The following is an 11,170-nucleotide window of genomic DNA, read 5'->3' as shown; positions in this document are numbered from 1 at the left end:
GGGGGGGGGGAGCTCCGCCCCCCCCCACCCCCACGGGCCCCCCCCCCCCCCCCGGCCCCCCCGGCGGCGCCAAACCCAAAATGCGGGGGCCCCCCCCATTTGGGCGGGGCCCCACCTCTTGCACGTTCAGCGGTGCGTCACGACTGCGCTCGCGCCTCGCGCCGGTTGTCCCGGAAGTTGTTCACCCGGCGAGCCGTGGCGAACAAGGGAATCACCGCGCCGAGGACGAGCTGCAGCGCGCAGCCGGTCTGCAGCAGGAGCTGGCCACCGGGGGCGTCGAACGCCCAGGCCGCGAGCAGACCCATGCTGGCCACGATCCACGCCAGCATCGCGACCGCCAGGCGGCCCCGCGGCTTCGGGTACTCGACCCGGCTCACCATCAGCCACGCGGTACCGATGATCGCCAGGAGCGTCGCCACGAAGGGCAGCTCCAGGAGCACGATCGAGACGACGGTCAGCGCGCCGAACGGCGACGGCATGCCCTGGAAGGTGCCGTCCTTCACCGTCACGCACGAGAACCGCGCAAGCCGCAGCACCACCGCCAGCAGCACCACGATGGCGCCCACCGCCGCGACTCTCTGGTGCGCGTCGTTGGCGACCATGCCGTAGACGAGCACGAAGTACGCGGGCGCGAGGCCGAAGCTGATCAGGTCCGACAGGTTGTCCAGCTCGGCGCCCATCGGCGACGAGCGCAGCTTGCGGGCCACCAGACCGTCGAACAGGTCGAAGATCGCGGCGGCGAGCATCAGGATCACGGCGGTCGCGGCGCTGCTCCGGGCCATGCCCGAATCGTTGCTGCCCTGGATGTGCGGGATCAGGATGCCGGTCGTAGTGAAGTAGACCGCCATGAATCCGCACGTGGCGTTGCCGAGGGTCAGGGTGTCCGCTATCGACAGGCGCAGAGAGAGAGGCATCTCCTCCGCGTCGTCCGCCTCGTCCGTATCCGGCACCCAGCCGGCCTGGGTCTCGTCAGTCACGGTCAAGTCGAGTCACCCCAGCCGTCGTCTTCTGTCCGACCTCCACGTCGATCTCCACGCCCTCCGGCAGGTAGATGTCGACGCGCGAACCGAAGCGGATCAGACCGATGCGCTCGCCCTGCTCCACCTTCGTGCCCCGCGGGATGTACGGCACGATGCGGCGGGCGACGGCGCCCGCGATCTGGATCATCTCGATGTCACCGAGCTCGGTGTCGAAGTGCCAGACGACGCGCTCGTTGTTCTCGCTCTCCTTGTTGAACGCCGGAACGAAACCGCCCGGGATGTGTTCAACGGACGTCACGGTGCCCGCGAGGGGGGCACGGTTCACGTGCACGTTCAGCGGGCTCATGAAGATCGCGACGCGGGTACGACCGTCCTTCCACGGCATGATGCTCTGCACCACGCCGTCGGCCGGGGAGATGACCCGGCCCGGAGTGATCTCGCGCTCGGGGTCGCGGAAGAACCACAGCATGCCGGCCGCCAGAGCGGTGGTCGGGACGGCGAGTGCTGCCGCGTTCTTGGAACGGCGCGAACGGGCCAGGCTGAGGGCAGCCGTGGCGACGGTCGGGAGAAGCCACGGCGATGCTCCGCGCGCAAGGCGACCACCGAGGAAGCCGTCGCGAGGTGCAGAGGTTTGGCTGTGGGGCATGGATGACCTTCGTAGCGGATGAGGCCGCGCTGGTTACGGGGGGACGGCGGCTTTTCCGGTGAATGCTATCGGTTGCGAGCCACAACTGGGCAAGCCAGGAAGCCGAGTCGGCGGCCGAAGAGTGTTGACGGGGTGTGATCTTCTTCGCGACGAAAACACCCCGAAATAGGACATCTCACCAGGCTCAGCCCTGGAGGCGATACTCTTCGAGCAGTCGACGACCAATGATCATTTTCTGGATTTCGGCGGTACCTTCACCGATCAACAGCATCGGCGCCTCACGGTACAGACGCTCGATCTCGTACTCCTTCGAGAACCCGTATCCCCCGTGAATCCGGAACGCGTCCTCCACGACTTCTTTGCAGTATTCGGAGGCCAGGTACTTGGCCATTCCCGCTTCGAGGTCGTTTCGTTCCCCGGAGTCCTTTTTGCGTGCTGCATTCACCATCATCGCATGGGCGGCCTCGACCTTGGTGGCCATCTCGGCCAACTTGAACTGGATCGCCTGATGCTGCGCGATGGGCTTGCCGAAAGTGTGGCGTTGCTGGGCATAGGAGACGCCCAGTTCGAAAGCACGTTGTGCGACGCCACAGCCACGCGCCGCGACATTGACGCGCCCGACCTCGACGCCGTCCATCATTTGGTAAAACCCTCGGCCCGTCTGTCCGCCAAGTACGCGATTGGCTGGAATGCGTAGGCCGTCCATGATCAACTCGGTGGTGTCGACGCCCTTGTAGCCCATCTTGTCGATCTTCCCGGGGATGGTGAGACCCGGTCGGACCTCGCCGAATCCTGGCTCCTTCTCCACGAGGAAGGTCGTCATCGACCTGTGCGGGGCCGTGACCGTTTCTGACTGGGCATGACCTTCATCACTCCGCGTGAGAACCGCCACAAGTGTTGACGTGCCGCCGTTCGTCAGCCACATCTTCTGACCGTTCAGGACGTACTCGTCGCCGTCCTTGACCGCCTTCGACGTGATCGCCGCCACATCGGAGCCGAGCGCCGGCTCGGACATGGAGAACGCGCCGCGCACCTCGCCGAGCGCCATCCGCGGCAGGAAGTGGTCCTTCTGCTCCTGGGTCCCGTGCTGCTTGAGCATGTACGCCACGATGAAGTGCGTGTTGATGATGCCGGAGACCGACATCCAGCCCCGCGCGATCTCCTCCACGCACAGCGCGTACGTGAGCAGCGACTCGCCCAGACCCCCGTACTCCTCGGGGATCATGAGCCCGAACAGGCCCAACTCCTTGAGCCCGTCGACGATTTCCTGCGGATACTCGTCGCGGTGCTCCAGCTCGGTCGCGACCGGGAGGATCTCCTTGTCGACGAACTCCCGCACGGTGGACAGGATTTCCCGCTGGACGTCGGTGAGGCCTGCGGTCTGGGCGAGTCGGCTCATGACTACTTCTTCTCCTGCGCCTTGAGTGCGGGGCGGCCGGGCTGCTCGCCGCCGCGCTCCTTGATGTACGTCTCGGTCGGCACCATCACCTTGCGGCGGAAGACGCAGACGAGCGTGCCGTCCTGCTTGTAGCCCTTGGTCTCCACGTAGACGATCCCGCGGTCGCTCTTCGACTTCGACGGGGTCTTGTCCAGGACCGTCGTCTCGCCGTAGATCGTGTCGCCGTGGAAGGTCGGCGCCACGTGCTTCAGCGACTCGACCTCCAGGTTGGCGATGGCCTTGCCGGAGACGTCCGGCACGGACATGCCCAGCAGCAGCGAGTAGATGTAGTTGCCGACGACGACGTTCTTGCCGAAGTCGGTCGTCTTCTCCGCGTAGTTGGAGTCCATGTGGAGCGGGTGGTGGTTCATCGTCAGGAGACAGAAGAGGTGGTCGTCGTACTCGGTGACCGTCTTCCCCGGCCAGTGCTTGTAGACGTCCCCGACGGTGAACTCTTCGTAGGTGCGGCCGAATTGCATGGTCTTACGCCTCCGGGGCCTCGAACTTGGACGTGCGGCGCATGCCGGCGGCCCGGCCCTTGCCGGAGATGACGAGCGCCATCTTCCGCGAGGCCTCGTCGATCATCTCGTCGCCGAGCATCGCCGAGCCCTTCTTGCCGCCCGCCTCGGACGTGCAGTAGTCGTACGCGTCCAGGATCAGCTCGGCGTGGTCGAAGTCCTCCTGCGACGGCGAGAAGACCTCGTTGGCCGCCTCGACCTGGCCGGGGTGCAGCACCCACTTGCCGTCGAAGCCGAGCGCCGCGGCGCGGCCCGCGACCTCGCGGAATCCGTCCACGTTCTTGATCTGGAGGTAGGGGCCGTCGATCGCCTGGAGGTCGTTGGCGCGGGCCGCCATCAGGATCTTCATCAGGATGTAGTGGTAGGCGTCGGCGCCGTAGCCGGGCGGCTGCTCGCCGACGACCAGGGACTTCATGTTGATCGATGCCATGAAGTCGGCCGGGCCGAAGATGATCGTCTCGATGCGCGGCGAGGACTCGGCGATCGTGTTGACATTGTTCAGGCCCCGCGCGTTCTCGATCTGCGCCTCGATGCCGATCTTGCCGACCTCGAAGCCCATCGTCTTCTCGATCTGCGTGAGCAGCAGGTCGAGCGCGACGACCTGGTCGGCGCTCTGCACCTTCGGCAGCATGATGCAGTCGAGGTTGGGGCCCGCGCCCTCGACGACGGTCACGACGTCGCGGTAGGTCCACTCGGTCGTCCAGTCGTTGACCCGCACGACGCGCGTCTTGCCCGTCCAGTCACCCTCGTTGAGGAACTTGACGATGGTGTGCCGGGCCTCCGGCTTGGCGAGCGGCGCGCAGGCGTCCTCCAGGTCGAGGAAGACCTGGTCGGCCGCCAGACCCTGGGCCTTCTCCAGGAAGCGCGGGTTGGAGCCCGGTACGGCCAGGCACGAACGGCGCGGGCGGAGACGGTTCACAGTCATGCGGGGACCTCCAGTGGGTCGAGCTTGTTCGCTAGCCGGATCTCGTCGACGATACGGCCGATGATCTCCGTGATCCCGAAATCCTTGGGCGTGAAGACGGCGGCGACGCCCGCCCGCTTCAGGTCGTCGGCATCGGCGTTGGGGATGATGCCGCCGACGATCACGGGGATGTCGGTGGCGCCCGCGTCGCGCAGCCGGGCGAGGACGTCGGGCACCAGTTCGGCGTGCGACCCGGACAGGATCGACAGGCCGACGCAGTGCACGTCCTCGGCGAGCGCGGCGGACACGATCTGCTCAGGGGTGAGCCGGATGCCCTGGTAGACCACCTCGAAGCCGGCATCACGGGCCCGTACGGCGATCTGCTCGGCGCCGTTGGAGTGGCCGTCCAGGCCCGGCTTGCCGACGAGCAGGCGCAGCTTGCCGCCGAGTTCGTCACCGGTGCGGCGGACCTTCTCGCGGACCAGGGCGAGCGGCGTGCCCTTCTCCGCGGTCACCGCGACCGGCGCGGACGAGACCCCGGTGGGCGCCCGGAACTCCCCGAAGACCTCGCGCAGCGCCTCGGACCACTCGCCGGTCGTGACCCCGGCGCGAGCGCATTCGAGGGTGGCCTCCATGAGGTTCTCGGTGCCTTGCGCCGCCTCCTTCAGGCGCTCGATGGCCTGCTGGGTGGTCGGGTAGTGGAACGGGTCGCCCAGGCCCTGCCGGTCGCTCGACTCCTGACGCGTGGTGCGCCACTCGCCGATCGACCGCACGACACGCGCCTCGACCTGGTGGTCCACCGTCATGATCGCGGCGTCCAGATCGGCGGTGAGCGGGTTCGGCTCGGTCGACTCGTAGATGTTGACGCCGACGATCTTCTCCTCGCCGCCCTCGATCCGGGCCCGCCGCTCGGCGTGCGAGGAGACGAGCTGCGACTTCAGGTACCCCGACTCGACGGCGGCCATCGCGCCGCCCATCTCCTGGATCCGGTCGATCTCGGCGAGGGACTCGACGACCAGCGCGTCGACCTTCTTCTCGATGACGTGCGAGCCCGCGAAGATGTCCTCGTACTCAAGGAGGTCGCTCTCGTGGGCGAGGACCTGCTGGATGCGCAGCGACCACTGCTGGTCCCAGGGCCGGGGCAGGCCCAACGCCTCGTTCCAGGCGGGGAGTTGGACGGCGCGGGCGCGCGCGTCCTTGGACAGGGTCACGGCCAGCATTTCGAGCACGATCCGCTGGACGTTGTTCTCCGGCTGGGCCTCGGTGAGGCCGAGGGAGTTGACCTGAACCCCGTAGCGGAAGCGGCGCTGCTTCGGGTTCTCGATGCCGTACCGCTCGCGCGTGATCTGGTCCCAGATCCGCCCGAACGCCCGCATCTTGCACATCTCCTCGATGAAGCGGACCCCCGCGTTCACGAAGAAGGAGATGCGGGCCACGACGTCCCCGAACTTCTCGGCGGGGACCTGCCCTGAATCGCGTACGGCATCGAGAACGGCGATGGCGGTGGACATCGCGTACGCGATCTCCTGGACCGGTGTGGCCCCCGCCTCCTGAAGGTGGTAGCTGCAGATGTTGATCGGGTTCCACTTGGGGATGTGGGACACCGTGTAGGCGATCATGTCGGTCGTCAGACGGAGGGAGGGGACCGGCGGGAAGACGTGCGTCCCCCGGGACAGGTACTCCTTGACGATGTCGTTCTGCGTCGTGCCCTGCAGCGTCGCGATGTCGAGGCCCTGCTCCTCCGCGACGACCTGGTAGAGCGCCAGAAGCCACATGGCGGTGGCGTTGATGGTCATCGAGGTGTTCATCTGCTCCAGGGGGATGTCCTGGAACAGGCGCCGCATGTCACCGAGGTGGGAGACCGGCACGCCGACCCGGCCGACCTCGCCGCGGGCGAGGATGTGGTCGGGGTCGTAGCCCGTCTGGGTCGGCAGGTCGAAGGCGACCGACAGGCCCGTCTGGCCCTTGGCGAGATTGCGCCGGTACAACTCGTTGGACGCCTCAGCCGTGGAGTGACCGGCGTACGTGCGCATCAACCACGGCCGGTCCTTCTGACGCTCAGTCATGAGCCGTTGAACCTCCGGAAGTTCAGACGTTGCGGAAGCGGTTGATGGCGTCGATGTGCTGGGCGCGCTTCTCGTGGTCGCGCACGCCCAGCCCCTCCCTGGGGGCGAGCGCGAGGACGCCGACCTTGCCCTGGTGGAGGTTGCGGTGCACGTCGTACGCGGCCTGCCCGGTGTCCTGGAGCGAGTACACCTTCGACAGCGTCGGGTGGATCTTGCCCTTGGAGATCAGGCGGTTCGCCTCCCACGCCTCGCGGTAGTTGGCGAAGTGCGAGCCGATGATGCGCTTCAGGGACATCCACAGGTAGCGGTTGTCGTACTCGTGGTTGTAGCCCGAGGTCGAGGCACAGGTGACGATCGTGCCGCCCTTGCGCGTGACGTAGACGGAGGCGCCGAAGGTCTCGCGGCCCGGGTGCTCGAAGACGATGTCGACGTCCTCGCCGCCGGTCAGCTCACGGATGCGCTTGCCGAACCGCTTCCACTCGCGCGGGTCCTGGTTGTGCTCGTCCTTCCAGAACTTGAAGCCCTCGGCGTTGCGGTCGATGATCGCCTCCGCGCCCATCGCCCGGCAGATGTCCGCCTTCTTGTCGCTGGAGACGACACAGATGGGGTTGGCGCCGCCGGCCAGCGCGAACTGCGTGGCGTAACTGCCGAGTCCGCCGCTCGCACCCCAGATCAGCACGTTGTCGCCCTGCTTCATGCCGGCGCCGTTGCGGGAGACGAGCTGGCGGTACGCGGTCGAGTTGACCAGGCCGGGCGAGGCCGCCTCCTCCCAGCTGAGGTGGTCCGGCTTCGGCATGAGCTGGTTGGACTTGACGAGAGCGATCTCTGCCAGGCCGCCGAAGTTGGTCTCGAAGCCCCAGATGCGCTGTTCGGGGTCGAGCATCGTGTCGTTGTGACCGTCGCTCGACTCCAGCTCGACGCTCAGGCAGTGGGCGACGACCTCGTCGCCCGGGTGCCAGGCGTTCACGCCGGGCCCTGTGCGCAGCACGACGCCCGCCAGGTCGGAGCCGATGATGTGGTACGGCAGGTCGTGGCGCTTGGTCAGCTCGCTGAGGCGGCCGTAGCGCTCCAGGAAGCTGAAGGTGGAGACCGGCTCGAAGATCGAGGTCCACACGGAGTTGTAGTTGACCGAGGAGGCCATCACGGCCACCAGCGCCTCGCCCGGCCCGAGTTCGGGGACCGGCACGTCGTCCAGGTGGATCGACTTGCGCGGGTCCTTCTCGCGGGTCTCGAGACCGGCGAACATCTCGGCCTCGTCCTTGTGCACGGTGATCGCGCGGTACGAGTCGGGCAGCGGCAGGGCGGCGAAGTCGGCAGACGTGGCGGTCTGCGACTGAATCGCGTCCAGGATTTCCTTCACGGTGGTGCCTCCGGCGGTGAGCGTCGAGGGAAACGCTGAGTCGGGGATGTGTGGCTGCGGGGTGGGTGGTGCGTGCCGTCGGTTCGGCGGGTGGTGCTGGTGGCAGCGCTTGGTGTGGCGCGGAAGGTTGCCTGTGACGCAGGCGTCCGGGCGCGCGGGCCACGGTCGGTCGTGGCTCGCGGGGACAGCCGGCGTACGGAAGTTCTCCGCGCGCCGGCCGCCCGGACTTCCTTCAACGTATGGCACACCGTGACAGCTGACAAGGCACTGCGTGCCACCAATTTCGCTCAGGTGAAATATTTACGCTACAGGTGAGCGATGATCGATCATCGGAGGTCAGAGCGGTGTTTCCTGGATCGGAAAGGATCGATGATCGATCAACAGGTGTCCGCGGGGGTGGCAGGGGACTGTTCAGGGCATGCAAAAGGCCCCTGACGTGGCACTGCGTGCCAGTGCAGGGGCCGGAGAGGGCGGAGGCGCTCTAGCGGTTCCTGAGCGCTTCCTCGATCGTGCGCATGACCTCCGGGAGCGGGGCGTCCGTACGGGCCACCGCTACCAGCACCTCGCCCGAGTGCGCCACCTGCGCGGGCGCCTGGGCGGTGGCGGTGCGTCCGGCCCCGATGCCGCTGCCGAAGGTGCGGCGCACGATCGCGAAGGCGTGGTCGAGCTGCGTCTCCACGTCGCCCTGGCCGCCCGCCCGGAGCCAGCGGCGCAGTACGTGGTTGTGGGCGGTGACGACGGCGGAGGCGGCGACCTCGGCGAGCAGCGGGTCGTCGTTGCCGTCGTGGTGGGCCTGCTCGTCGAAGTGGCCGAGGAGGTAGCGGGTGAACAGGCGCTCGTAGCGGGCGACCGAGGCGATCTCGCGCTCGCGCAGGGTGGGCACCTCACGGGTCAGCCGGTAGCGCTCCACGGACACCGCGGGCGACGCGGCGTACATCTTCATGACTTCCTTGATGCCCCGGCAGACGGTGTCGAGCGGGTGCTCCAGCGGCGGCGCCGCGTTCAGGACGGCCTCGGCGCGCACCAGGGTGTCGTCGTGGTCCGGGAAGATCGCCTCTTCCTTGGAGCGGAAGTGCCGGAAGAACGTACGGCGTGCGACGCCGGCCTGCGCGGCGATCTCGTCGACCGTCGTCGCCTCGTACCCCTTCGTGGCGAAGAGCTCCATCGCCGCGGCCGCCAGCTCACGGCGCATCTTGAGCCGTTGGGCGGCGGCCCGGTTGCCCGCGGCGCTCTCCGGAGCGTCGGGCGTAGCGGAGGTACGGGAGGGCTGGGCGGCCTTATGAGCGGGCGTCATGCCCCGAACGTACTGCATGTACGTTCCCAAACGCTCCCCGGTAAACGGGCTGCCCGGCGCTCCGAGCAGCCCGCCCCAACCGGACCCGTCTCCCGTGTCCGGCTCAGCGCCGGGCATATTCGCGGAAGCCACGGCCCGTCTTGCGGCCGAGGCAGCCCGCGGCCACCAGGTGTTCGAGCAGCGGCGCGGGCGCGAGGCCCGGGTCGCGGAACTCGCGGTGCAGCACCTTCTCGATCGCGAGGGAGACGTCCAGGCCGACCACGTCGAGCAGTTCGAACGGGCCCATCGGGTATCCGCCGCCGAGCTTCATCGCGGCGTCGATGTCGTCGAGCGAGGCGTAATGCTCCTGGACCATCTTGATCGCGTTGTTCAGGTACGGGAACAGCAAAGCGTTCACGATGAACCCGGCCCGGTCGCCGCAGTCCACCGGGTGCTTGCGGATCCGGTGCGTGAGATCGCGGACGGTGGCGTGCACATCGTCCGAGGTCAGCACGGTCCGCACGACCTCGACGAGCTTCATCGCCGGCGCCGGGTTGAAGAAGTGCATGCCGATCACGTCCTGCGGGCGCGCGGTGGCGCGGGCGCAGGCGACGACGGGCAGCGACGAGGTCGTGGTGGCGAGGATCGCGCCGGGCTTGCAGACCTTGTCGAACGTGGCGAACAGCTGCTGCTTGATCGCCAGGTCCTCGGCGACCGCCTCCAGGGCGAGATCGACGTCGGCGAACGCGTCGTAGGACCCGGCGGGCGAGATCCGGTCGAGCGTCTGCGCGGCCGCCTCCGCGGTCATCCGCCCCTTGTCGACGGAGCGCGAAAGGGACTTGCCGATACGGGACTTGGCCTTCTCGGCCTTCTCCTCGCTGCGGGCGGCGAGGACGACGTCGTAGCCGGCCTTCGCGAAGACCTCGGCGATCCCGGAGGCCATCGTGCCGGAGCCCGCGACGCCGACGGAGCGGACCGGGCGGGCGGGGCTCGCGGACTCCCCGGCCGACGGCGTCAGGGCGTCCCGCACCACGACCGAGCTGCCCGGCTCCTCGTACGTGTAGAAGCCGCGGCCCGCCTTCCGTCCGGTCAGGCCCGCCTCAGTGAGCTGCTTGAGGACCGGCGCGGGCGCGTGCAGCCGGTCGTGCGACTCCGCGTACATGGCGTCGAGGACGGTCCTGGCGGTGTCGACGCCGATCAGGTCGAGCAGGGCGAGGGGCCCCATGGGCAGGCCGCAGCCCAGCTTCATCGCGGCGTCGATGTCCTCGCGGGAGGCGTACTTGGACTCGTACATGGCGGCGGCCTGGTTGAGGTAGCCGAACAGCAGCCCGTCGGCGACGAACCCGGGCCGGTCGCCCACGGCGACGGGCTCCTTGCCCAGTTCGAGCGCGAGGTCGGTGACGGCGTCGACCGCGACGGGCGCGGTCAGCACGCTGGAGACGACCTCCACCAGCTTCATCGCGGGAGCCGGGTTGAAGAAGTGAAGTCCGAGGACGCGCTCGGGCCGCGCGGAGTCGGCGGCGAGCCGCGTCACGGACAGCGCGTTGGTCCCGGTGGCGAGAATCGTCCCCGGCCGCACGATCCCGTCCAGGGCCCGGAAGACCTGCTGCTTGATCTCGTACGACTCGGGGACCACCTCGATCACCAGGTCGGCGTCGGCCGCGGCCTGCAGATCCGTGAACGTACGGAACCGGGCGAGCAGTTCGGTGCGCTCCTGCTCGGTGAGGTGTTCGCGGCGCACCGCACGCGCCGTCGAGGCCTCCAGGGACAGGGCGGCCCGCGCCGTGGCGGCCGCACTGATGTCGATGCCGATGACCTCGCGCCCTGCGCGGGCGAGGACCTCGGCGATGCCGGTGCCCATGGTGCCGAGGCCGATGACGGCCACGGTAGAGATGCGGGACAGGGGAGCGTCCATCCGGGAACTCCAGGAGTGAGGGTGACGACCGGGGCGTACGCGGGAGCGCCCGAAGGCGTGCGGCGTAGCG

The 11,170-nt window shown here is 68.2% G+C and carries 9 protein-coding genes; all 9 read right to left on the bottom strand.

Annotated features, from left to right (window positions below):
- Positions 1-137: 137 nt before the first annotated feature.
- The gene (pssA, locus tag ACIREE_RS14330; protein ID WP_404151220.1) at positions 138-950 is read right to left on the bottom strand and encodes a CDP-diacylglycerol--serine O-phosphatidyltransferase; all 813 of its coding nucleotides are present in this window, start codon (positions 948-950) and stop codon (positions 138-140) included.
- A 19-nt stretch (positions 951-969) separates the two neighbouring features.
- Entirely contained in the window at positions 970-1,626 is a 657-nt protein-coding gene (locus tag ACIREE_RS14325; RefSeq protein ID WP_404150853.1) for a phosphatidylserine decarboxylase, read from the bottom strand.
- Positions 1,627-1,810: 184 nt separating this feature from the next.
- On the bottom strand, positions 1,811-3,025 hold the full coding sequence (locus tag ACIREE_RS14320; protein ID WP_404150851.1) for an acyl-CoA dehydrogenase family protein: 1,215 nt from the start codon (positions 3,023-3,025) through the stop codon (positions 1,811-1,813).
- Positions 3,026-3,027: 2 nt separating this feature from the next.
- Positions 3,028-3,543 carry a MaoC family dehydratase gene (locus ACIREE_RS14315; RefSeq protein ID WP_404150849.1) on the bottom strand — a complete coding sequence of 172 codons (516 nt, stop codon included), beginning with the start codon at positions 3,541-3,543 and terminating at the stop codon, positions 3,028-3,030.
- Positions 3,544-3,547: 4 nt separating this feature from the next.
- Positions 3,548-4,507: an HpcH/HpaI aldolase/citrate lyase family protein gene (locus ACIREE_RS14310; RefSeq protein WP_404150847.1), complete on the bottom strand. Its 960-nt coding sequence runs from the start codon at positions 4,505-4,507 to the stop codon at positions 3,548-3,550.
- Positions 4,504-6,552, bottom strand: coding sequence for a protein meaA (locus ACIREE_RS14305; protein ID WP_404150845.1), 2,049 nt, complete (start codon positions 6,550-6,552; stop codon positions 4,504-4,506). Before ACIREE_RS14305 ends, ACIREE_RS14310 begins: the two co-directional genes overlap by 4 nt.
- A 22-nt stretch (positions 6,553-6,574) precedes the next feature.
- A complete protein-coding gene (gene ccrA, locus ACIREE_RS14300; RefSeq protein ID WP_404150844.1) occupies positions 6,575-7,912 on the bottom strand; it encodes a crotonyl-CoA carboxylase/reductase in 1,338 nt (445 codons plus the stop codon).
- 481 nt (positions 7,913-8,393) lie between these two features.
- Positions 8,394-9,224 carry a TetR family transcriptional regulator gene (locus tag ACIREE_RS14295; protein ID WP_404150842.1) on the bottom strand — a complete coding sequence of 277 codons (831 nt, stop codon included), beginning with the start codon at positions 9,222-9,224 and terminating at the stop codon, positions 8,394-8,396.
- Between the two features lie 85 nt (positions 9,225-9,309).
- Positions 9,310-11,100, bottom strand: coding sequence for a 3-hydroxyacyl-CoA dehydrogenase family protein (locus tag ACIREE_RS14290; protein ID WP_404150840.1), 1,791 nt, complete (start codon positions 11,098-11,100; stop codon positions 9,310-9,312).
- Positions 11,101-11,170: the final 70 nt, after the last annotated feature.

This window comes from Streptomyces sp. NPDC102467, from assembly GCF_044765445.1.
Taxonomy (GTDB): Bacteria; Actinomycetota; Actinomycetes; order Streptomycetales; family Streptomycetaceae; genus Streptomyces.
This window is presented reverse-complemented; position numbering and strand designations above follow the sequence as displayed.

Excerpts from the sequence above, each read along its gene's own strand:
- ACIREE_RS14325 (WP_404150853.1), bottom strand. The coding sequence starts at position 1,626 with ATGCCCCACAGCCAAACCTCTGCACCTCGCGACGGCTTCCTCGGTGGT.
- ACIREE_RS14320 (WP_404150851.1), bottom strand. The coding sequence starts at position 3,025 with ATGAGCCGACTCGCCCAGACCGCAGGCCTCACCGACGTCCAGCGGGAA.
- ACIREE_RS14315 (WP_404150849.1), bottom strand. The coding sequence starts at position 3,543 with ATGCAATTCGGCCGCACCTACGAAGAGTTCACCGTCGGGGACGTCTAC.
- ACIREE_RS14310 (WP_404150847.1), bottom strand. The coding sequence starts at position 4,507 with ATGACTGTGAACCGTCTCCGCCCGCGCCGTTCGTGCCTGGCCGTACCG.
- ACIREE_RS14305 (WP_404150845.1), bottom strand. The coding sequence starts at position 6,552 with ATGACTGAGCGTCAGAAGGACCGGCCGTGGTTGATGCGCACGTACGCC.
- ACIREE_RS14295 (WP_404150842.1), bottom strand. The coding sequence starts at position 9,224 with ATGCAGTACGTTCGGGGCATGACGCCCGCTCATAAGGCCGCCCAGCCC.
- ACIREE_RS14290 (WP_404150840.1), bottom strand. The coding sequence starts at position 11,100 with ATGGACGCTCCCCTGTCCCGCATCTCTACCGTGGCCGTCATCGGCCTC.